Consider the following 22,108-nt stretch of genomic DNA (forward strand, 5'->3'; position numbering starts at 1 on the left):
GCCCCTGTCGTGGAGCGATCAGACGAGCGAACGCAGCACGTACTGCAGGATGCCGCCGTTGCGGTAGTAGTCCGCCTCACCGGGGGTGTCGATGCGGACGACCGCGTCGAAGGTGATGGGCTCGCGGCCCTCTGCGGAGAACTCGCTGGGGGTCGCCGTGACCTTCACGGTCTTCGGGGTGACGCCCTCGTTGAGCGCCGTCAGACCCTCGATCGAGATGATCTCGGTGCCGTCGAGCCCGAGCGTCTCCCACGTCTCGCCGGCGGGGAACTGCAGCGGGACGACGCCCATGCCGATGAGGTTCGAGCGGTGGATGCGCTCGAAGCTCTCGGTGATGACCGCCTTCACGCCGAGAAGGTTGGTGCCCTTCGCAGCCCAGTCGCGCGAAGACCCGGAGCCGTACTCCTTGCCGCCGAAGATCACCAGCGGCACGCCCTGGTCCTGGTAGTTCTGCGAGGCATCGTAGATGTACGCCTGCGGACCACCCTCCTGCGTGAAGTCGCGCGTGAAGCCGCCCTCGATCTGCTGGCCGTCGTTGACGGCCTTCACGAGCGCGTTCTTCAGGCGGATGTTCGCGAAGGTGCCGCGGATCATCACCTCGTGGTTTCCGCGACGCGAGCCATAGGAGTTGAAGTCGCGCTGCTCGACACCGTGCTCGGTGAGGTACTGCGCGGCCGGAGTGCCCGCCTTGATGTTGCCTGCAGGCGAGATGTGGTCGGTGGTGACAGAGTCGCCGAGAGTCGCCAGCACGCGAGCACCGGTGATGTCGGTCACGGGTGCCGGAGTGAGCTCCATGCCGTCGAAGTACGGGGCCTTGCGCACGTAGGTCGAGGCGTCGTCCCACTCGAAGATCGGGCCCGTCGGCGTCGGCAGGTTCTTCCAGCGCTCGTCACCGTCGAAGACGGTCGCGTACTGCTTGATGAACTGGTCGCGCGAGATCGACGAGTCGATGATCTCCTGCACCTCTTCGGGTGCGGGCCAGATGTCCTTGAGGAAGACGTCATTGCCCGCGTCGTCCTGACCCAGCGGGTCGCTCTCGAAGTCGAAGTGCATCGAGCCGGCGAGGGCGTAGGCGACGACCAGCGGCGGGCTGGCGAGGTAGTTCATCTTCACGTCGGGGCTGATGCGTCCCTCGAAGTTGCGGTTGCCCGAGAGCACCGCGGTCACGGCGAGGTCGTGCTCGTTGACGGCGGCCGAGACCTCCTCGATCAGCGGACCGGAGTTTCCGATGCAGATGGTGCAGCCGTAGCCGACCGTGTAGAAGCCGAGACCCTCGAGGTCCTTGTCGAGACCCGACTTCTCGTAGTAGTCGGTGACGACCTTCGAGCCGGGGCCGAGCGTGGTCTTGACCCACGGCTTCTGCTTCAGCCCCTTCTCGCGGGCCTTGCGGGCGAGAAGACCAGCGGCGATCATGACCGACGGGTTCGAGGTGTTCGTGCACGAGGTGATGGCCGCGAGGGTGACGGCACCGTTGTCGAGAATGTACTTCTGCCCGTCGGGGGTGGTCACCTTGACAGGGTTGGATGCGCCGTGGGTGCCGCTGGATGCGAGCACGCTCTGCTCGTGCGCGGTCTCGTGCTGATACGAGACGCCCTCTTCAGAGACGTGCTCGTGCTCGACACCGGGGGCGTTGCCCGGGTCGGATGCCGGGAACGTGCCCTCGACCTCGACCGAGCCCTCGGTCACCGAGGTGTAGCTCAGGATGTCCTTCTCGAACTGGCTCTTGGCCTCGGCGAGCAGGATGCGGTCCTGCGGGCGCTTCGGACCTGCGATCGAGGGGACGACGGTCGACAGGTCGAGCTCCATGTACTCGGAGTACGAGGGCTCCTTGTCGGCGTCGTGCCACAGTCCCTGCACCTTGGCGTACTGCTCGACGAGCTCGACGGCGTGCTCGTCACGGCCGGTGAGCCGCAGGTAGTCGAGCGTGACGTCGTCGATCGGGAACATGGCCGCGGTCGAGCCGAACTCGGGCGACATGTTTCCGATGGTCGCGCGGTTGGCGAGCGGAACGGACGCGACGCCCGCGCCGTAGAACTCCACGAACTTGCCGACCACGCCGTGCTGACGCAGCATGTCGGTGATCGTCAGCACGACATCGGTCGCGGTGACGCCGGCGGGGATCTCACCGGTGAGCTTGAAGCCGACGACGCGCGGGATGAGCATCGACACGGGCTGGCCGAGCATGGCCGCCTCTGCCTCGATGCCGCCGACGCCCCAGCCGAGCACGCCCAGGCCGTTGACCATGGTGGTGTGCGAGTCGGTTCCGACACAGGTGTCGGGGTAGGCCCGCAGCACGCCGTCGACGGTGCGGTCGTAGATGACCTTCGCGAGGTGCTCGATGTTCACCTGGTGGACGATGCCGGTGCCCGGGGGCACGACCTTGAAGTCGTCGAAGGCGGTCTGACCCCAGCGCAGGAACTGGTAGCGCTCGCCGTTGCGCTGGTACTCGATCTCGACGTTGCGCTCGATGGCGTCGGGACGGCCGAACAGGTCGGCGATGACCGAGTGGTCGATCACCATCTCCGCCGGCGACAGCGGGTTGATCTTGCTGGGGTCTCCGCCGAGGGCCGTGACGGCCTCGCGCATCGTGGCGAGGTCGACGATGCAGGGCACGCCGGTGAAGTCCTGCATGACCACACGCGCGGGCGTGAACTGGATCTCGGTGTCGGGGTCGGCACTCGGCTCCCACGAACCGAGCGCCTCGATCTGCGCCTTCGTGACGTTGGCGCCGTCCTCGGTACGCAGCTGGTTCTCGAGAAGCACCTTCAGCGCGAAGGGGAGCTTCTCATGACCCGCGACCGTGTCGATGCGGAAGATCTCGTAGTCGGTGCTGCCGACCGTCAGGGTGCTCTTGGCACCGAAGCTGTTCACCGTGGACACGAATCCGTCTCCTTCTGATCGAATGGACGCGACAGGCGCTTCCATCTTGCTCGCCGAGTGATCGCCACGGCTAGCAAGGTTGGCCTTACCAGTCTGCGTCGGGCGACCGCTCGAGGGAATGAGCAATTTATCTTGACGTCAAGATAAATCTAGCAGAAGAGGAGCTCGCGGTCCGCTATGCGGCGCGCCGATAGAGCGCTCGGACCACAAGCCAGGTCACGGCGACCATCGGAGCGAACAGCGGCAGTCCCATGACGAGCTTGAGGGTGCCGAGGAGCGTCACCTGATCGGTGAGATAGAGGGGCAGCTGCACCGCGAGCCGCACGAGGAAGAGGGCCCCCCACGCCAGCCCCAGCCAGAAGAAGGCCCTGCGCTTGCGGCGGTCCGACCGCCACGCGGTGCCCTCCCCCATCAGGAAGCCGACGGCGAGCCCGATGATCGACCAGCCGACGAGCGCGGCGACGATCATCACCGTGCCGTACACGGCGTTGGTGATCAGCCCGGGAACGAAGTTGTCGGCGCCGCGGCCCGTCCACAGCGCGAGTCCGGCGGCCGCTGCAGCCGCCACCAGCCCGCCGAGCGCAGCCGACGGGGGCGACTTCTGCGCGAGACGGATGACGGTGAACACCGCCGCGATGCCGACCGAGACGCCGAGCGAGAGCAGCAGCGGTTCGGGCTGGATGGTGAAGAGGATGACGAAGGCGAGGCTGGGGAGGACCGACTCGACGATCCCGCGCCAGCCGCCCATCGCGCTCCAGACGATCGCCTGGGTGCTCTCCTCGGTCTGGGAGGTGAGACCGGCTCTGCGCGCAGCGCCGCCCAGAGCCGCACCGATCATCTCCGCCGCGGTCGGCTCCGCACCGCCGCCGCCCGCATCGGCGTTTGCACGGCGAGCGTCGTCCCGGCCGTCGGCCTCGGTCACGCCGAACCCGGCGTGGCGGGCATCTTGAGCGGGATGAGGTCGCGCGGGGGCATCGGCGAGCCGCCGCGCACCACGACGATCGAGCGGAACAGATCCTCGACCTGCTCGGCCGCGGTGGGATCGGACGCCGCGTCACCGCCGATCACGCCACGCAGGAACCATCGGGGTCCATCGACTCCGACGAACCGGGCGAGGCGCATGCCCGAGCCCTCGGCGGCCGTCGCCGGAACCTCTGCCAGCAGCTCCTTGCCGAGCGGGCCCTCGCGCTCCTCCACGCGGCCGCCCTGGGTGCGGATCTGGTCGCGCAGCTGCACACGGGTCTCGTCCCACAGCCCGCGGCTGCGAGGTGCGGCGAAGGGCTGCACCTGCAGCGACGATCCTGCATAGTCGAGGCCGACGGCGACGATCCTCTTGCTCTGCTCCTCGACCTCGAGCCGCAGGTTCAGGCCCTCGCGGGGCAGCACCTTGATGCCGCCGAGGTCGATGTAGGGGCGGACAGGGTTCGCCTCGCTGTCGTCGAACGGGCCCGCGGTCGCACGATCGGCCGGCGCGGACTTCAGCGTGGGTTCGATCTCTTCAGTCATTCGCTCTTTCCCTGGGTATAGCCGGTGGACCCGAAGCCGCCGTCGCCGCGAACGCTCTCGGGCAGTTCGTCGACCGGCTCGAAGCGGGCCTGCACGACGGGCATCACGATCAGCTGTGCGATCCGGTCACCGACCGCCACATCGTACGCTTCCCTGCTGTCGGTGTTCAGCAGGCTCACCTTGATTTCGCCCCGATAGCCGGCATCGACCGTTCCCGGGGAGTTCACGACCGTGATCCCGTGCTTGGCTGCGAGCCCGCTGCGCGGCACGACGAATGCCGCGAAACCCTCCGGCAGCGCGATCCGCACCCCGGTGCCGATCAGCGCGCGCTGGCCCGGTGCGAGACGCACGGCCTCGGTCGACACGAGATCAGCCCCTGCATCGCCGGGGTGCGCGTAGAACGGGACGTTCGCGGAGATAATGGGAACGGCAACGGAATGAGTCACCCCATGAGGCTAATGCAGAACACGCGCCCCGATACCCGTGAGACCTACCGCGAGCGGCTGGCTCCCGGGCTGTGGCTCCTGGTCACGATCGCCCTCGCCGGGCCGATGGTCTCACTCGTGCTGACCCCGCTCGATCCGAGTCTCGCTCTGGTCGTCGGCGGCGCGGTGTCGCTCGTGCTGGTGATCCTGAGCGTCGCTCTGTCGCCGACGATACGCGTCGCCGACGGAGTCCTGCACGCAGGACGCGCGCACATAGATGCGCGCTGGCTCGGCGACCCCGAGTACTTCTCGGGCGAGGACGCGAGGGCCCGTCGCACGCACGCGATCGACAAGGACGGATGGAACCTGCTGCGCGGAGGCATCGACGGCGTGGTCGTCGTCCCGATCACCGATCCGGATGACCCGGTGACGAGCTGGACCATCTCGTCGCGTACTCCCGATCGTCTCGCGGCGGCGATCCGGACGGCCCGGGACGAGCATCGCTGACCGCTCCCCCACGACGCAGAACGCGCCCCGAGCCGTCAGGCCGGGGCGCGTGCGTGTCGGTTGTCAGGCGGCGCATTCCTTGCAGATGGGGCCGTCCGCACCGTCGTGGTCGAGCTGCGAACGGTGCTTCACCAGGAAGCAGCTCATGCAGGTGAACTCGTCCTGCTGCGCGGGCAGCACGACGACATCGAGCTCCATGTCGGAGAGGTCAGCGCCGGGGAGCTCGAAACCCGTGGGGTTGTCGGAGTCCTCGACGTCGCCGGCGCCGGACTGGGTGCTCGGCACGCGCTCCTTGAGGGCTTCGATCGACTCGGAGTCGTCTTCGCTCTTGCGAGGGGCGTCGTAATCGGTTGCCATGCGGTGATTCTCCACTTCCGTGGTGCGTGTGGGTCTGGGTGGGGGGATCCGATTTCGGGTGATCGGCGGGCCATAGTTTGCACGACTGCGTTCCATTTAGCAAATGCCTCTTGACCCGCAGGGGGAAACTCGCGGCGCGCCCGCGATATTCCCCGCCCGATCAGGGTGGTCGTGACACCATGAATGCACACCCATCAGAGGGGCATTGGCATGGAAAACGTCACCATTGTCGGAACGGAAGCGGGAGTCCTCGTCCTCGCCACCGAGTCCGGACAGCGCTTCGCGCTGCCCATCGACGACGTGCTGCACCGTGAGGTGCGTCGCGCGACCCGCGAGACCGACCCGGCGCCCGCGCGGCTCGCTGCGAGCCCGCGCGACATCCAGGCGCAGATCCGCGCCGGCCTGTCGGCCGCCGAGGTGGCGGCGCTGCTCGGCGTGAGCGAATCCGACGTCGCGCGCTTCGAGGGGCCCGTCCTCGCTGAGCGCGAGCACATCGTCAACCAGGCACTCGCCGTTCCCGTGCTGATCGGCAGCGAGGTCGAACCCGACGCCCAGCCCACTTTCGGCACGGCGGTGCGCGCGAAGCTCGCCGACCTCGAGGCCTCCGATGAGCGCTGGGCCAGCTGGAAGGACGAGTCGGGCTGGACCGTCAAGCTCGAGTTCACCGCCAACGAGGTGGCGCACGACGCGCGGTGGGCGTTCGATCCGCGCCGCAGCACTCTCTCGCCGATCAACGCCGACGCCACGCAGCTGTCACGTCAGGGCTCTCTGCCCGAGGGGCTGATCCCCCGCCTGCGTGCTGTCGACGCCGAGCGCGTCTCCCCGTACAAGGACGACAGCCGCTTCGACTCCGGCGCCTTCGGGCCTCGCCTGCTCCCCCAGCCGGAGGAGGCCGAGGAGTCGACCGTCGAGCACTCCAGCGCTGCCGCTCACGATGCCGCGGCGCGACGCGCACCGGATGAGCATCGCACCAGCTCGGAGACCGCCGACCTGCTGGAAGCGCTTCGTCGCCGTCGAGGACAGCGTGAGTCCGCGCCCCTCTTCGACGACTCCGAGGGCGACGAGCCGTCGCCCATCGCGCTCTTCGACGGCCTCGACGAACCCCAACAGGAGCCCGAGGCCACTCCGGCCCCTGAGCCTGCCGAGCAGCCCAGCGCCCGCCGCAAGCGACGCAACGCCATGCCCTCCTGGGACGAGATCGTCTTCGGAGCCCGCACAGACGAGTGAGCGGTCGCCGTGATCAGCGGCGGAAGGCTCCCATCCGAATGAACGGCACCCGCCATTCCTCCGGAGTGAGAGCGCCGTGCTGTCCGATCATGCCCCGCCCGCGCTGGTCCTCGGCCTCCGCGTCGTAGAGCGCGACGTTGCCGCACGCGACGACGAGCATGTCGCCGATGCGCTCCCTCACGGCATCCGAGTTCACCGGGCCGAACAGACCGGCGTCGATCGCCTCCGTTCGGCTGAGCACGTCAGCGGAACCCTCGAGGTCACGCCGCCAGCGGGCGAGCAGCCCCGTGTGATCCGCGTCTGGTTCTGCATAGACGTGCAGCATGCGGGGTTCCCCGCCGATGTGCCGGATGCCGTCGTGCCATCCTCCCGACGCGTCGAGCACCAGCTGGCGGTGGTGCGGGACGTCGATCATGCCGTGATCGGCGGTGACGAGCACCCCCACCCCATCGGGAACCGGCCGGGCGAGCGCGGCGTCCACGTCCTCCAGCGCGGCGACCCAGTCGGCGGAGGCGATGCCGTGACGGTGGCCCGCCTTGTCGACCTCGGGCAGATAGCAGTACACGATGGCGCCGTCGTTCGCGTCGGCCAGCTCCCATGCCAGCTCCACGCGGTCGGCGGCGCTGCGCGCGGCGTGGAACCGGGCTCCGCGCAGCGTCGCGCGCGAGAACCCGCTTCCCTCGTATGCCGGGATGCCCACGGCGAAGGCGGGATGGCCGGCGGCCTGGGCCTGCTCGAACACGGTCGGACTCGCCTGCCACTGCAGCGGGTCGATGCCGTCGTCATCCCAGCCGGAGAGCAGGTTGACGAGTGCGTCGCCTTGCGGATCCCGAACCCGGTACCCGACCAGCCCGTGCTCACCCGGCGCGACCCCGGTGAGCAGACTCGTGAGCGCGGCGGCCGTCGTCGTAGGGAAGACCGACCCCGCCACATCCTTCTTCGCCATGGCGGACGACAGCGTGCGCGCATGCCCTGCGTGCGCGCGCAGCGGCACCACGCCGAGACCGTCGACGACCACGAGGACGACGGATCGTGCCGAGGTGAGATCCGCGGATCCGTCGCGCAGCGCCGCGAGCAGCTGAGGCGCCACCCCGCTGATGTTCCGCGTCGAATCAAGGCTGGTCGGTAGGATGAGAGGCATCCGGGTCAGTCTCGCACAGGTGACCCGACGCACCGCGCCCGAGCGCCGTCGCGAGCCCGCCCCGAGCGACCAGCAGGAAGTCCATGCCAAAGCCCTCGCCATCCGAGCCCGTTCAGGAGCGCATCCAGGACATCGACCTGTCCCAGGAGATGCAGGGCTCGTTCCTCGAGTACGCCTACTCCGTCATCTACTCGCGTGCCCTCCCCGATGCCCGCGACGGACTCAAGCCCGTGCAGCGACGCATTCTCTATCAGATGGCGGAGATGGGCCTTCGACCCGATCGAGGGCACGTGAAGAGCGCCCGCGTCGTCGGCGAGGTCATGGGAAAGCTGCATCCTCACGGCGACTCCGCGATCTACGACGCCCTGGTGCGCCTCGCACAGGACTTCGCCCTGCGGGTGCCGCTCGTCGACGGCCACGGCAACTTCGGCTCGCTCGATGACGGACCCGCCGCCTCCCGCTACACCGAAGCGCGCCTCGCGGCATCGGCGCTGGCTATGACCGAGAGCCTCGACGAGGACGTCGTCGACTTCGTGCCCAACTACGACGGGCAGTTCCAGCAGCCCGCCGTGCTCTCCGCAGCGTTCCCGAATCTCCTCGTCAACGGCGCCAGCGGCATCGCCGTCGGCATGGCGACCAACATGGCCCCGCACAACCTCATCGAGGTCGTCGCCGCAGCCACCCATCTGCTCGAGAACCCCGATGCGTCGACCGCCGAGCTCATGGAGTTCGTGCCAGGGCCCGATTTCCCCTCCGGCGGCATCCTCATGGGGCTCGACGGCGTCAAGGACGCCTACGAGACGGGCCGCGGTGCCTTCAAGCTGCGCGCCAAGACCTCGATCGAGCCGCTGGGGCCGCGCAAGACCGGCATCGTCGTCACCGAGCTGCCGTATCAGGTGGGCCCCGAACGCGTCATCGAGAAGCTCAAGGACGCCGTCGGTGCCAAGAAGCTGCAGGGCATCAGCGACGTGCAGGACCTCACTGATCGCAAGAACGGCCTGCGTCTCGTCATCACCGTGAAGACCGGGTTCGACCCGGCAGCCGTGCTCGAGCAGCTGTTCCGCTTCACCCCGCTCGAGGACTCGTTCTCGATCAACAACGTCGCGCTGGTCGACGGTCAGCCCCGAACCCTCGGACTCAAGGAGCTGCTGCGGGTGTACCTGCAGCACCGCATCGAGGTCGTCACGCGTCGCAGCCGCTACCGCCTGGCCCGACGCAACGAGCGCCTGCACCTGGTTCGAGGACTTCTTCTGGCCATCCTCGACATCGACGAGGTCATCCAGGTCATCCGCTCCTCCGACGACTCCGAGACCGCGCGCGCCAGACTCCAGCAGGTGTTCGAGCTCGACGAGGTGCAGGCCGAGTACATCCTCGAGTTGCGCCTGCGCCGCCTGACCAAGTTCTCGCGCCTCGAGCTCGAGGCCGAGCGTGACAAGCTGCTCGCGGAGATCGCCGAGCTCGAGACGCTCCTCGCGGATCCCGCACTCGTCCGCGCACAGGTCGCCAAGGAGCTCGACGCCGTGGCTGAGCAGTTCGGCACGCACCGTCGCACGCTGCTCCTCAACGCGGCGCCGCCGAAGACCCGCACGACCAAGTCGGCGGCCGACCTGCAGATCGCCGACGCCCCGACGACCCTGCTGCTGTCGACCACGGGCCGAGCCGTCCGCGTCGATCTCGAACAGGGCGCGACCATCACGACGCCCGCCCGCCGCAGCAAGCACGATGCGATCCAGGCGCGACTCGAGACGACCACGCGCAGCGAGATCGGTGCCGTCACCACCGCCGGCCGGGTCGTGCGCTTCACGCCCGTAGACATCCCCGCGGTTCCTGCCACGTCGGTCGGGCTGGGAGCGGGAGTCCCCATCTCCGACTATCTCGGCATCACGGACCGCACCGAGCGGGGCGTCGCTCTGATCCGCTTCGACGACGACACTCCCCTCGCTCTGGGCACGAAGGACGGCGTGGTCAAGCGCATCGTCCCCTCCGCGCTCCCGGTGCGCCCCGAGCTCGAGATCATCGGGCTGAAGCCGAAAGACGTCGTTGTGGGTGCCGCGCCGGCACCCGATGACACGGAGCTGGTGTTCGTCACCTCGGATGCGCAGCTGCTGCACTTCCCTGCGTCGAGCGTTCGCCCCCAGGGCGCGCCCGCCGGCGGGATGGCGGGCATGAAGCTGAGCGCGAAGGGCCAGGTCATCTCGTTCACCGTCGTCGCGTCAGCCGACGACGCCGTGGTCGTCACGGTCTCGGGTTCCGAGGGGACTCTCGCGGGGGCGGATGCCGGACGCGCGAAGGTGTCGGCGTTCGCCGAGTTCCCCGCGAAGGGCCGTGCCACGGGAGGAGTGCGTGCGCACGCCCTACTCAAGGGCGAGGACGGCCTGCGACTCGCCTGGGTGGGCGTCGAACCCCGCGCCATCGGCACAGACGGAGCAGCGCGTGTGCTTCCGCCGTCGGGGGCGAAGCGGGATGGCTCGGGTCAGCCGCTCGATGCGGTGATCGGGTCGGTCGGCACCGTCATCGGCTGACACGCGCTGGAGCTCACTCGGCGCCGTCCGGCCTGTTCAGGCGCGCCGGAGGGCGCCCGACGCGCTGAATGTCAGGCGTCGATGGATTCGCGGCTGAGCCGATCGCTCGAGCTCATGATGAACTCGCGGCGCGGGGCCACCTCGCTGCCCATGAGGAGCTCGAAGGTGCGCACGGCGGCGTCGGCCGACTCCGCATCCTCGATCGTGACCCGACGAAGCAGACGACCGGACTTCTCCATCGTCGTATTCGCCAGCTGATCGGCATCCATCTCTCCGAGGCCCTTGTAGCGCTGGATCGGATCCTGCCAGCGCTTGCCCGCCTTCTGCAGCTTCGCCAGCAGCGCGTGCAGCTCGGCCTCGGAGTAGGTGTAGATGGTCTCGTTCGGCTTCGAGCCGGGGTTCATCACGATCACGCGATGCAGCGGCGGCACGGCGGAGTACACGCGCCCGGCTTCGACGAGCGGCCTCATGTAGCGGAAGAAGAGGGTGAGCAGCAGGGTCCTGATGTGCGCGCCGTCGACATCGGCATCGCTCATGAGGATGACCTTGCCGTAGCGGGCAGCGCTGAGATCGAACGAGCGGCCGGAGCCGGCCCCGATCGTGGTGATGATCGCGGCACACTCGGCGTTGCCGAGCATGTCGCTGATCGACGCCTTCTGCACGTTGAGGATCTTGCCGCGGATCGGCAGCAGCGCCTGGAACTCGCTGTTGCGCGCGTGGCGGGCGGTGCCCAGCGCCGAGTCGCCCTCGACGATGAACAGCTCGCTGTGCTCGACGTCGTTCGAGCGGCAGTCGACGAGCTTGGCCGGCAGCGACGACGATTCGAGAGCGGTCTTGCGGCGCTGCGTCTCTTTGTGCGCACGAGCGGAGACACGCGCCTTCATCTCGGAGACGATCTTGTCGAGCAGCATCGACGCCTGGTTCTTGTCGTCGCGTCTGGTCGAGGCGAAGCGCTCGGCGAGCTGCTTGCGCACCACCTGGGCGACGATCGTGCGCACGGCGGGTGTGCCGAGCACCTCCTTCGTCTGCCCTTCGAACTGCGGTTCGGGGACGGTGACGGTGAGCACGGCGGTCAGACCGGCGAGCACGTCATCCTTCTCGAGCTTGTCGTTGCCGACTTTCAGACGGCGGGCATTCTGCTCGACCTGGGTGCGCAGTGTCTTCAACAGCTCCTGCTCGAAGCCCTGCTGGTGCGTGCCGCCCTTCGGTGTCGCGATGATGTTCACGAACGAGCGGACCGTCGTGTCGTAGCCGGTGCCCCAGCGGAGGGCCACATCGACCTCGCACTCGCGTTCGACCTCGGTCGCCTTCATGTGCCCGTCGGGCTGCAGCACGGGAACCGTCTCGGTGAACCGGCCGCTGCCCTGGATCCTCCAGGTGTCGGTCACCGGCGCATCGGATGCGAGGAACTCGACGAACTCCGAGATGCCGCCCTCGTAGAGATACGACGTGATCCGAGGCTCTGCGGGCGCTTCTCCCTCGGACGACGGGGTCGAGAGCGGGCGCTCATCGCGGATCTGAAGCTCGAGCCCCGGCACGAGGAAAGCGGTCTGACGTGCGCGCGTCTCGAGCTCGGACAGCTGGAACGCCGCATCCTTCGTGAAGATCTGGCGGTCGGCCCAGTAGCGCACGCGGGTTCCTGTGACACCCTTCGCGACCTTGCCGACGACGCGCAGCTCGCTGCGCTGCTCGAACGGGGTGAACGGGGCGTCGGGACGGGGCTCGCCGTCGTCGGCGAACACACCGGGTTCACCGCGGTGGAACGACATCGCATACGTCTTGCCGCCGCGATCGACCTCGACGTCGAGACGCTCTGACAGGGCGTTCACGACGGACGCGCCGACCCCGTGCAGGCCGCCGGAGGCCGCATACGATCCGCCGCCGAACTTGCCGCCGGCGTGCAGCTTCGTGTAGACGACCTCGACGCCGGTGAGGCCGGTGCGCGGCTCGACGTCGACAGGCACGCCGCGACCGCGGTCGGCGACCTCCACGCTGCCGTCGTCATGCAGCGTGATGTCGATCTTCGCGCCGTTGCCGGCGACCGCCTCGTCGACGGAGTTGTCGATGATCTCCCAGAGGCAGTGCATGAGGCCCGGGGAGCCGTTCGAGCCGATGTACATGCCGGGCCGCTTGCGCACGGCCTCGAGGCCCTCGAGAACCTGGAGATGGTGGGCGGAATACTCGGCAGTCACAATGATCGATTCTATTTCGGGGCGCCGACGCCGCCGTCCACGACACTCCCGGCCCCGCAAGTGCGAGCGGTGTGCGTACGCGCACAGCGAAACACGCCGCGATACGGGCATGCACACAGGCAGCGCGTGGTTGTATTGAGCACGATCTCAAAGGATCTGATCGCTGAGGAGGCACCGAGATGAACGCCACGACTGAGCGCGAGACCGTCGAGTACCGCCTCACCGCGATGGACCGCTGCGACTCCTGTGGAGCGCAGGCCTACATCGCCGCCGAGGTCAACGGCACCGAGATGCTGTTCTGCGCGCACCACGGACGCAAGTACGAAGAGAAGCTGCGCGCCGTCGCCACATCGTGGCACGACGAGACCGCCCGTCTCATCGAGGCCTGAGCGCGGCCGCCGGGCGCGGCGCGTCAGTCGACGACGACGCGCCGCACGCGCGGCGACAGTCGCAGGGCGATCTCCTCGCCGATGGAGCCGATGCGCTCGCCGAGCGCCGTCACGTCGGCTTCGCCGTGTTCGCCCGAGCCGTGGATCCGCACCCGATCGCCGACCTGGGCGAAGTCCCAGCTCTCCACGACACTGCTGTGCGCTCCGATATCGATGAGACGTCGCACGCCTCCCGGTGTCGACACGCTCTGGCCTACGAGGGTGGACGGCAGCCCGTGCAGAGCTCCCAGGCCGATCTCCACACGATCGGCGTCCACGCGGTCGACGGATGCGGTGAGCGTGGCGATGGGCGCGACGCCGGGGATCTGCGGGCCGTCACCCGAGCGGATGCCGTAGCAGAACGCCCCGATGCGGCTGAGAGTCCCACGGAGCTCGGGGCGCCACCACGACGCCGCAGACGCCGTCAGGTGCTCGGCTTCGAGCTCGGCCCCGGCTTCGCGGAGTTCGGCGGTCGCTGCGCGGAAGACGGCCGCCGAGTCATCGTCGTCGGCGTCACTGGCCTCGCTCAGGTGGCTCCAGATACCCACGACACGAATGGCGGAGCGCTGCTGCGCCTCCATGGCCTTCTTCACGAAACCTGACCACTCCTCGGGTCGCACACCGTTGCGGTGCAGCCCGGTGTCGATCTTCAGATGCACGCGCGCGGTCAGGCCGAGGCGGGCGGCTGTCTCGATGACGCGCTGCAGATATCCGACCGTGCCGACGCCGAGGTCGATGTCGGCAAATATCGCCGAAGCGACCTCCTCACCGGACGAGATGGCCCAGGCGAACACCCGCGCATCATCTCGCAGCGCGCGGATGCGCAACGCGGTGGCCACATCGTACGAGCCGAACCAGCGCACATCATCAGCGGCCTTCACCACCCAGTCGAGACCATGACGGTACGCGTCGTCCTTCACGACGAGCATCACCTCGCTCGGCGCGACCTGTGCGGCGACGGCGGCGATGTTCGAACGCAGCGCAGACCGCGAGATCGTGAGCTCGGGCACGGAGTTCATGCGGTGTGCTCCCTTCGCGCGTTCATGCCGGCCACGGTGACCAGCTCGGCCGCGGTGAGACCGGTGATGCTGCTCCATTCGGCGAGGTGCTGTGCGGCAGGACCGTCTCCGCCGAAGTAGGTGACCTCGTCACCCTCCTCGATCAGCGCGTCGCCGATCTCGACCACGCACACGTCCATCGCGACGCGTCCGACGATCGGATGCAGGCCGCCGCGGATCTCGACGTGGGCCCTGTTGCCCAGCGAACGCACGATGCCCTGCGCGTACCCGCCCGTGACGAGCGCGACACGCGTCCTGCGCGAGGCGCGGTACAGATAGCCGTAAGACACGCCGTCGCCGATATCGAGAGGCTTGGTGGAGAGCACCGCGCCCGTCAGGCGCAGCGCCGGTCGCACTCCGGATCCGGGCAGGCCGAACAGGATGCTCGAATCCGCGTCGGGCGACGCGTTGCACGTGGCCTGCATCCCGAGCTCCGTCAGAGGAGCCAGGTCGACCTGGTCGACGAGCACGGCGGATGCGCCGGCGTCGAGCACGATCCGAGCCGCCTCGACCACCCCGTGGCCCCAGGCATCCGCCCTCAGGTCGATCACCGACCCGCCCCGCGCCAGCACCGCCTCGGCGCCGGACCGGAGAGCCTCCTTCGACACCAGAGCGCGCGGAAGACTGCTGCTGGCGGTTGGGCTCACACATCCACAGTACCGCTCGCACGTAGACTGGAATCTTCCGACACCGACTGGAGATGTGCATGCCAGCCAAGGGCCTGGGCCTCGCCCCCCGCCTTCGTTACCTCGTTCAGCGCGCCACCCGAATCGACGTCGGGTCCGTCCTCACCCGCGCGAGGGAGGTGCGTGCAGAGCACGGCAAGCCGGTGCCCGCCGTCGTCGCCGACATGATCTGGAGCGCCGCGCGGCACAACGTCGGCTTCCAGGACTACGTCGACTTCGACTTCGCGATCCTGTCGAAGGCAGAGCGCGAGACGTACATGACCCACCCCATCTCGAACCAGTACTCGCAGCGCTTCGACGCCCCCGAGTACCGGCACTTCTTCCACGACAAGATCGAGTTCAACAAGGTGTTCGACGCCTATCTGCGTCGCGAGTGGATGATCATCGACGAGTCGAACGCGGATGCCGTCGAGCGGTTCGTCTCGAAGCACGGAACCGTCATCGCCAAGACGCCCATGGGTCAGGCAGGCAGCGGCGTGCGCCGCTACCACGCCGCCGACGTCACCGACTGGAAGGCGTTCCACCGCGACCGCCTCGAGCACGGCGAGCTTCTGCTCGAGGAGGTCATCGTGCAGCACGCAGACCTCGCCGCCGTCTGCCCCGGCACGGTCAACACCACGCGCGTGACCGCGTTCTTCGATGGAACGCAGACGCACATCCTGGCCATCGCCCAGAAGTTCGGCCGAGGCGAGGTCAGCGATCAGATGAGCTTCGGCGGTTTCTACACCATGCTCGACGACGACGGCCACGCCCGCTCCGCAGGCTATGACTCGCACGGTCACGTGCATGTCGACCACCCCGACTCGGGCTTCCGCATCGCCGACTTCCAGCTGCCGCTGATGGATCAGCTGCGGGCATTCGTCGACGAGGTCGCACGCGTCGTGCCTCAGGTGCAGTACGTCGGCTGGGACTTCGTCATCACTCCGAACGGCCCCGTGCTCGTGGAGGGGAACTGGGGCGCCGGCGTGTACGAGAACAAGCCGTCCGTGTCGGGCATCCGCACCGGCCACCGCCCTCGCTATCGCGCGGCCATCGGCCACTGACATACGAGAAAGGCCCGGGCACATGCCCGGGCCATTCTCGTATGTCGGCGCCGCCTGAACGTCAGGCGCGACGGATGACGCCGAGGGGCGTCGACTGGTGTCCCTGACCGAGGGGATTGTCGCCCAGGATCTCGACCAGACGCTGCTCGCCCGCACGATCCAGTGTCGAGCCGAGGATGTTGCCGCCGATGTCGTTGATGTCGACGACCGCGACGTCCACACCCTCGACGCCCAGGAGCCCCTGAAGCGCGCGAGCCACTTCCTGAGGTTTCTCCGGCCCGAGCACGACAGCCTTGTTGTAGGGCGGGATGGTGCCGGAGGTCGGTCCGTCGATCGCCCGAGCCTTGTCGCCCGCGATGCGGTAGAAGTCGCCCTTGCGGCCGAGCGCCTTCGTCACGGCCGAGACCGCGGCGGCGAACAGTATGCGCGGAGTGCCGCACTCGCGCAGCGCCATCTCCATGGTCTCCGGCATGCCGAGCCCGATGCCGTACGGCGTTCGGGTCACGTACTTCGACAGGAAGCGGGCCAGTGGCCGCGGCTGGATCTCATCGAGGCGGAACGACCGCCCCTGCGTGATCGCGACGATCTTCTCGGTGACGAAGAGGATGTCTCCGTCGCGCAGGTGCGCCGGAGCGTACTCGCGGATGAACTCCTCGAGAGAGTCGCCCGGCATGACCACCCGGGTGCGGATCGGGATGCGCTGATACGACGTGCCCCCGACCTCGACGGTGAGGGCCTTGCCCTCGTTGGCCTCCGACATCATTCGAGGTAGTCCCGCAGCGACTGCGAACGGCTCGGGTGACGCAGCTTCGCCATCGTCTTCGACTCGATCTGGCGGATGCGCTCGCGCGTGACGCCGAACGTGTCGCCGATCTGGTCGAGGGTCTTCGGCTGACCGTCGCCCAGCCCGAAGCGCATCCGGATGACGCCGGCCTCGCGCTCGGACAGCGAGTCGAGCAGCTGCTCGAGCTGACGCTGCAGCATGGTGAAGCCGACGGCGTCGGCAGGAACCACTGCTTCGGTGTCCTCGATGAGGTCGCCGAACTCACTGTCGCCGTCCTCGCCGAGGGGGGTGTGCAGCGAGATGGGCTCGCGACCGTACTTCTGCACCTCCACGACCTTCTCGGGGGTCATGTCGAGCTCGCGCGAGAGCTCTTCAGGCGTGGGCTCGCGGCCCAGGTCCTGCAGCATCTGGCGCTGCACGCGCGCCAGCTTGTTGATGACCTCGACCATGTGCACCGGGATGCGGATCGTGCGGGCCTGATCGGCCATGGCGCGGGTGATCGCCTGACGGATCCACCAGGTGGCGTACGTCGAGAACTTGAAGCCCTTGGTGTAGTCGAACTTCTCGACGGCGCGGATGAGTCCGAGGTTGCCCTCCTGGATCAGATCCAGGAACTGCATGCCGCGGCCGGTGTAGCGCTTCGCGAGCGAGACGACGAGACGCAGGTTCGCGCCCAGCAGGTGGCTCTTCGCGCGCTGACCATCACGCGCGACCCACTGCAGGTCGAGTCCGAGCTGGCTCGACTTCTCTGCCGCCGACATGGTCGACAGCTTCTCCTCGGCGAAGAGACCCGCCTCGATGCGCATCGCGAGCTCGACCTCTTCGGCCGCGTTCAGCAGAGCGACCTTTCCGATCTGCTTCAGGTAGTCCTTGACCGGGTCGGCCGTGGCACCGGTGATCTGCGTGGAGTAGACGGGGACGTCGTCCTCGTCCTTGGAGGTGAGGACGATCGCGCCGGTCGGCAGCGGCTCGGTGAAGGCGGGCTTCTTGTCGCCCTCCTCCTCGTCGGCGTCCTCGGTCTCGACGGCCTCGTCTTCGACCTCGGCGGACTCGTCGTCCTTCTTCTTCGCCGTGCGGCGGGCAGGCGCCTTCTTCGCGGGAGCCTTGGCGGCCGCCTTCGTCGCCTTCTTGGGCGCCGCCTCAGCGGCGTCGACCGTCTCGACCTCGGCGGACTCGGTCTCGACAGCGGTCTTCGTCTTGGTCGTCCGGGAGTTCTTGCTCGTGGCAGGAGTCACGTTTCGCCTTTCACGGAGCGGTGCACACGCTCCGAGCTGTTTCGGACACTAGTAAGACCCTTGTCAAGTCCATTCGCGAGGAATGCCTGTTGACAACGGGTCAGGCATCCATTATCACACACACCGGCGACTGGTTGCTCCTCTTCGCGGGATCCGCGCGTCGGCTCAGCGCTGCTTGTCGTCGTCCCCCGGACGCCGCGTGGCCAGATAGCGCTCCAGCTCGGCGGCGAGCTCGTCGGCGCTCGGCAGATCTCGCTCGTCGAACCCGGCCTCCTCTCCGGCCTCCTCGCGCCCCGCCATATAGGCGTCGTAGCGCTGCTCGAGCCCATGCAGCATCTGCATCAGCTCCTCGCTGCCCTGCACCTGCTCGGTGACGCGGGCGTGGAATTCCTCGCCGCGCTCATGGACGGCATCCATCCGCAGCACGAGCCCGGTGCCCGCCATCAGCTTGTCTGCGGCGGTGACGACCGTGTCGGGATACTCGGTGTCGGCGAGGTAGTGCGGCACGAGCAGCACGAACCCCGCGACGCGCACGTCGCTCTCGATCAGTCGGAACTCGAGCAGATGCGCGGCGGTCGCAGGCACCTGCGTACGGGGGCGCCACACGGAGTGCACCGCCGTGAGGTCGCGGCGGTTGCCGCTGACCGTCACACCAAGCGGGCGGGTGTGCGGAACGGGCATGGCGATCGAGTGCACCCAGGTCACGGTCGACACCTGGAGCGCCTCGACGAAATCGACGACCGCACCGGCGAAGGCGTTCCACGCGAAGTCCGGCTCGTAGCCCGACAGCAGCAGGAACTGCTGCCCGAGCGCGTCGTGCGCGATGGAGAGCTCGAGCCTCGACGGCCGGTACTCGGTGAGGTGGTCCTGGTCGAACAGCACGATCGGGCGCCTGGCGCGGTAGTCGAGCAGCACATCGTTGTCGAAGACCGCGAGCGGGGTCGGATCGGTGGTGGCGTTCAGGTGGTCGATCAGGCCGGCGACCGCGCTGCCCGCGTCGGTGAAGCCGGTGAGCAGGATGACCAGGGGCAGGCCGGTCGGCACGTCCGGCGCACCGGGGACCGACTCGAAGAGGTCTGCAGGTGACGGCATGTGTCCATGCTACGAGGCGCGTCCCGGCCGGGGGCGGCGAGGTGAATGCTCAGAGCGAACACGGCTTCGCCCGCACGGCGTCGCGCGCGTCGCCGTCCATAGGATGGAGGCATGACGCTTCCCGTGATCTCGCACACGACCGATCCGTTCCCCGGAGGCACCGCAGACGCCGCAGTGCTCGTCATCCCCGATCCCTCCACCGCCGCTGACTCACTGAGCGCGTTCGAGGGCCTCGCCGACACCCTGGCAGGCATCGGGTACAAGGGAACCCCTTCCGCATACACGCGCGTGCACCTGCCGACAGTGACGTCGACGCCGCTCGCCGTCGTCAGCGCCGGCAAGCAGCCCGACGCCGCCGCCGTGCGCGATGCGGTCGCCACCGCCGTCCGATCGCTGACCGGCTTCGCGACGGTGTCGATCGGCTTCGCCGGCGACCTCGACCAGTACGCGGACGCCGCCGCGGAGGGCGCCCTGCTCGGCGGCTACCGTTTCGACGACTACCGGTCCGAGAAGAAGCCGAGCCGGGCCGAGACCATCATCCTGCACGCAGCAGCCATCGGCGACGGTGCCCTCGAGCACGCTCGCACGGTGGCTGACGCCGTCGCCCTCGTCAAGGACCTCGTGTCGGTGCCCGCCGAATGGCAGAGCCCCGCGCAGCTTGCCGACGAGGCCGCGAAGGCCGTCGCCGACCTCCCGGTCACGGTCGAGGTCCTCGATGAGAAGCAGCTCGAGGAGCAGGGCTACGGCGGCATCCTCGGCGTCGGCCGCGGCTCGGATCGACCCCCGCGCCTGGTCCGCCTCGACTACTCCCCCTCGGACGCCGTTCGCCACATCGCGCTCGTCGGCAAGGGCATCACCTTCGACACCGGCGGACTCTCGCTCAAGCCGGCGACCGGCATGGTGGGCATGAAGTTCGACATGGCGGGGGCCGCGACGTCGCTGGCGGCACTCCGCGCGATCGCCGCACTCGGGCTCCCGGTGCGCGTCACCGCCTTCCTCTGCATCGCCGACAACATGCCCTCCGGCCGCGCCACCCGCCCCGGTGATGTGCTGCGGATGCTCGACGGCCAGACGGTCGAGGTCCTGAACACCGACGCCGAGGGCCGCCTGGTCATGGCCGACGGCCTCGTCGCCGCCAGCCGGGAGAACCCCGATGTCATCATCGACGTCGCGACTCTCACCGGGGCGATCATCGTCGCCCTCGGGATGCGCCACACGGGCGTCATGGGCGACGACGATGCGGTCGCCGAGTACCTGGCCGCCGCCGAGTCGGTCGGCGAGGACGCCTGGGCTCTGCCGCTCCCGGAGTTCATGGAGGAGAGCCTCGACTCGCAGATCGCGGACATGATCAATGCGAACATGGGCGACCGCTCCGGCGGGTCGCTGTTCGCCGGGCTCTTCCTGCGGCGATTCATCGGCCGGACGACGGATGCCGACGACGCACCGCGCATCCCCTGGGTGCACCTCGACATCGCAGGGTCCAGCGAGCACAAGGGCGCACCCTACGGCTTCACCGAGAAGGGACCGACCGGCGCCGCCGTCCGCTCCCTCATCGCGTTCGCACGCGCATCGGTCACGGAGTCCTGATGGCCACGCACGAGTTCGACATCGTCATCCTGGGCGGAGGCAGCGGCGGGTACGCTGCAGCTCTCCGCGCCAGCGAGCTGGGCAAGAAGGTTGCCCTCATCGAGAAGGACAAGGTCGGCGGAACCTGCCTTCACCGCGGCTGCATCCCCACGAAGGCCCTGCTGCACGCCGCCGAAGTGGCGGACCACGTCCGTTCTGCCGCCTCGGTCGGCGTGACGGCGACCCTGGAGGCCGTCGATGCGGCGGGCGTGCGCGCGTACCGCGAGGGCATCGTCGCCAAGAAGTTCAAGGGACTCGAGGGCCTGATCAAGGCCCGCGGCATCACCACGGTGAGCGGGGAGGGTCGTCTGGAGGCCGACCGCTCGGTCGTGGTGGGCGACGACCGCTACGTCGGCGGAGATGTGATCCTCGCGACCGGCTCGTACAGCCGCTCGCTGCCTGGTCTCGAGATCGGCGGCCGCATCCTCACCAGCGAGCACGCGCTCGCTCTCGACGAGGTGCCGAGCAGCGTCATCATCCTCGGCGGCGGTGTCATCGGCGTCGAGTTCGCCAGCGTCTGGAAGTCGTTCGGCGCCGAGGTGACGATCGTCGAGGCCCTGCCCCACCTCGTGCCCAACGAGGACATCGCACTGAGCATGGGCCTCGAGCGAGCGTTCCGCCGCCGCGGCATCACGTACTCGCTCGGCACGCGGTTCCAGAAGGCCGAGCAGGACGACAGCCAGGTGACGGTGACGCTCGAGGACGGCAAGACCTTCAGCGCCGACTACCTGCTCGTCGCCGTCGGTCGCGGTCCCGCCACGGCAGGACTCGGGTTCGAGGAGGCCGGAGTCGGCCTGGAGCGAGGTTTCGTGACGGTCGACGAGCAGCTGCGCACGGCCGTTCCCGGCGTATGGGCGGTCGGTGACATCGTGCCGGGTCTGCAGCTCGCGCACCGCGGGTTCCTGCAGGGCATCGCGGTCGCAGAGCGCATCGCCGGCATGGAGGTGCCGACGCTTCCGGAATCGCAGATCCCCCGCGTCACCTACTGCAGCCCTGAGGTGGCCTCGGTCGGCATCACCGAGGAGGCCGCCGTGGCGGCCCACGGCGCCGACGGCGTCGTCTCCTACGAGTACAACCTCGCCGGCAACGGCAAGAGCGAGATCATCGGCACGGGCGGCACCGTCAAGGTGGTGCGACGCAAAGACGGCCCGGTTCTCGGCGTGCACATGCTCGGCGACCGCGTCGGCGAGCTCATCACCGAGGGTCAGCTCGCGGTCGCCTGGGAGGCGCACCCCGAGGACATCGCACCGCTCATCCACGCGCACCCGACGCAGAGCGAAGCGCTGGGCGAGGCTTTCCTCGCACTCGCCGGAAAACCGCTGCACGCGCTGTAGGAACGCACAAATATCCGTAGACTCCCAGGTCACTAAGCTGGGGGCATCACAATTTTCCGAAGGAG

Annotated in this window: 19 protein-coding genes; 7 read left to right on the forward strand and 12 right to left on the reverse strand. The window is 68.5% G+C overall.

Going from position 1 to position 22,108, the window contains the following annotated elements:
• Positions 1 to 18: 18 nt before the first annotated feature.
• The 4 genes from AB0N59_RS11895 to dut form a co-directional block, all read right to left on the reverse strand.
• The gene (locus AB0N59_RS11895) at positions 19 to 2,880 is read right to left on the reverse strand and encodes an aconitate hydratase (protein ID WP_363483286.1); all 2,862 of its coding nucleotides are present in this window, start codon (positions 2,878 to 2,880) and stop codon (positions 19 to 21) included.
• Positions 2,881 to 3,055: 175 nt separating this feature from the next.
• Complete coding sequence (locus AB0N59_RS11900) at positions 3,056 to 3,718, reverse strand: DUF3159 domain-containing protein (protein WP_363484231.1); 663 nt, start codon at positions 3,716 to 3,718, stop codon at positions 3,056 to 3,058.
• A gap of 80 nt (positions 3,719 to 3,798) precedes the next feature.
• On the reverse strand, positions 3,799 to 4,386 hold the full coding sequence (locus AB0N59_RS11905) for a DUF3710 domain-containing protein (protein ID WP_363483289.1): 588 nt from the start codon (positions 4,384 to 4,386) through the stop codon (positions 3,799 to 3,801).
• Positions 4,383 to 4,832, reverse strand: a complete 450-nt coding sequence (gene dut / locus AB0N59_RS11910; protein WP_363483292.1) for a dUTP diphosphatase — start codon at positions 4,830 to 4,832, stop codon at positions 4,383 to 4,385. Before dut ends, AB0N59_RS11905 begins: the two co-directional genes overlap by 4 nt.
• Before the next feature lie 3 nt (positions 4,833 to 4,835).
• On the opposite strand from dut, the gene AB0N59_RS11915 reads away from it, so the two are divergent.
• Complete coding sequence (locus AB0N59_RS11915) at positions 4,836 to 5,318, forward strand: DUF3093 domain-containing protein (RefSeq protein ID WP_363483295.1); 483 nt, start codon at positions 4,836 to 4,838, stop codon at positions 5,316 to 5,318.
• 63 nt (positions 5,319 to 5,381) lie between these two features.
• Here AB0N59_RS11915 and AB0N59_RS11920 read toward each other — a convergent pair whose 3' ends face one another.
• Positions 5,382 to 5,675 carry a DUF4193 domain-containing protein gene (locus tag AB0N59_RS11920; protein ID WP_071640407.1) on the reverse strand — a complete coding sequence of 98 codons (294 nt, stop codon included), beginning with the start codon at positions 5,673 to 5,675 and terminating at the stop codon, positions 5,382 to 5,384.
• 210 nt (positions 5,676 to 5,885) lie between these two features.
• Here AB0N59_RS11920 and sepH point away from each other — a divergent pair, with 210 nt between their 5' ends.
• Positions 5,886 to 6,902: a septation protein SepH gene (gene sepH / locus AB0N59_RS11925; RefSeq protein WP_363483298.1), complete on the forward strand. Its 1,017-nt coding sequence runs from the start codon at positions 5,886 to 5,888 to the stop codon at positions 6,900 to 6,902.
• Between the two features lie 13 nt (positions 6,903 to 6,915).
• On the opposite strand, the gene AB0N59_RS11930 is transcribed toward sepH, so the two are convergent.
• Positions 6,916 to 8,043, reverse strand: coding sequence for a nucleotide pyrophosphatase/phosphodiesterase family protein (locus tag AB0N59_RS11930; protein ID WP_363483301.1), 1,128 nt, complete (start codon positions 8,041 to 8,043; stop codon positions 6,916 to 6,918).
• Positions 8,044 to 8,126: 83 nt separating this feature from the next.
• Here AB0N59_RS11930 and AB0N59_RS11935 point away from each other — a divergent pair, with 83 nt between their 5' ends.
• Positions 8,127 to 10,565, forward strand: coding sequence for a DNA topoisomerase IV subunit A (locus tag AB0N59_RS11935; protein WP_363483304.1), 2,439 nt, complete (start codon positions 8,127 to 8,129; stop codon positions 10,563 to 10,565).
• A gap of 71 nt (positions 10,566 to 10,636) precedes the next feature.
• Here the strand turns inward: AB0N59_RS11935 and AB0N59_RS11940 are convergent, their stop codons facing one another.
• A complete protein-coding gene (locus tag AB0N59_RS11940; protein ID WP_363483307.1) occupies positions 10,637 to 12,757 on the reverse strand; it encodes a DNA topoisomerase IV subunit B in 2,121 nt (706 codons plus the stop codon).
• A gap of 179 nt (positions 12,758 to 12,936) precedes the next feature.
• On the opposite strand from AB0N59_RS11940, the gene AB0N59_RS11945 reads away from it, so the two are divergent.
• Positions 12,937 to 13,146 carry a hypothetical protein gene (locus AB0N59_RS11945; RefSeq protein ID WP_099196012.1) on the forward strand — a complete coding sequence of 70 codons (210 nt, stop codon included), beginning with the start codon at positions 12,937 to 12,939 and terminating at the stop codon, positions 13,144 to 13,146.
• Between the two features lie 23 nt (positions 13,147 to 13,169).
• Here the strand turns inward: AB0N59_RS11945 and AB0N59_RS11950 are convergent, their stop codons facing one another.
• Both AB0N59_RS11950 and AB0N59_RS11955 read right to left on the reverse strand, forming a co-directional pair.
• A complete protein-coding gene (locus AB0N59_RS11950; RefSeq protein ID WP_363483311.1) occupies positions 13,170 to 14,204 on the reverse strand; it encodes an alanine racemase in 1,035 nt (344 codons plus the stop codon).
• Entirely contained in the window at positions 14,201 to 14,890 is a 690-nt protein-coding gene (locus AB0N59_RS11955; protein ID WP_363483314.1) for an alanine racemase C-terminal domain-containing protein, read from the reverse strand. Before AB0N59_RS11955 ends, AB0N59_RS11950 begins: the two co-directional genes overlap by 4 nt.
• 59 nt (positions 14,891 to 14,949) lie before the next feature.
• On the opposite strand from AB0N59_RS11955, the gene AB0N59_RS11960 reads away from it, so the two are divergent.
• Positions 14,950 to 15,972 (forward strand): sugar-transfer associated ATP-grasp domain-containing protein, encoded by a 1,023-nt coding sequence (locus AB0N59_RS11960; protein ID WP_363483317.1) that lies wholly within the window; start codon positions 14,950 to 14,952, stop codon positions 15,970 to 15,972.
• 61 nt (positions 15,973 to 16,033) lie between these two features.
• Here the strand turns inward: AB0N59_RS11960 and AB0N59_RS11965 are convergent, their stop codons facing one another.
• From AB0N59_RS11965 to AB0N59_RS11975, 3 genes are all read right to left on the reverse strand, one after another.
• The gene (locus tag AB0N59_RS11965) at positions 16,034 to 16,735 is read right to left on the reverse strand and encodes a coenzyme F420-0:L-glutamate ligase (RefSeq protein ID WP_363483320.1); all 702 of its coding nucleotides are present in this window, start codon (positions 16,733 to 16,735) and stop codon (positions 16,034 to 16,036) included.
• Positions 16,732 to 17,991, reverse strand: a complete 1,260-nt coding sequence (locus tag AB0N59_RS11970) for an RNA polymerase sigma factor (RefSeq protein ID WP_363483323.1) — start codon at positions 17,989 to 17,991, stop codon at positions 16,732 to 16,734. Before AB0N59_RS11970 ends, AB0N59_RS11965 begins: the two co-directional genes overlap by 4 nt.
• Positions 17,992 to 18,156: 165 nt before the next feature.
• Positions 18,157 to 19,083 (reverse strand): PAC2 family protein, encoded by a 927-nt coding sequence (locus AB0N59_RS11975; RefSeq protein WP_363483326.1) that lies wholly within the window; start codon positions 19,081 to 19,083, stop codon positions 18,157 to 18,159.
• A 111-nt stretch (positions 19,084 to 19,194) separates the two neighbouring features.
• On the opposite strand from AB0N59_RS11975, the gene AB0N59_RS11980 reads away from it, so the two are divergent.
• On the forward strand, positions 19,195 to 20,670 hold the full coding sequence (locus AB0N59_RS11980) for a leucyl aminopeptidase (protein WP_363483329.1): 1,476 nt from the start codon (positions 19,195 to 19,197) through the stop codon (positions 20,668 to 20,670).
• Entirely contained in the window at positions 20,670 to 22,043 is a 1,374-nt protein-coding gene (gene lpdA, locus AB0N59_RS11985) for a dihydrolipoyl dehydrogenase (protein WP_363483332.1), read from the forward strand. The genes AB0N59_RS11980 and lpdA overlap by 1 nt, the downstream gene beginning before the upstream one ends.
• The last annotated feature ends 65 nt before the right edge of the window (positions 22,044 to 22,108 follow it).

The sequence above is a fragment of the Microbacterium sp. NPDC089321 genome, from assembly GCF_040684935.1.
Classification (GTDB): Bacteria; Actinomycetota; Actinomycetes; order Actinomycetales; family Microbacteriaceae; genus Microbacterium.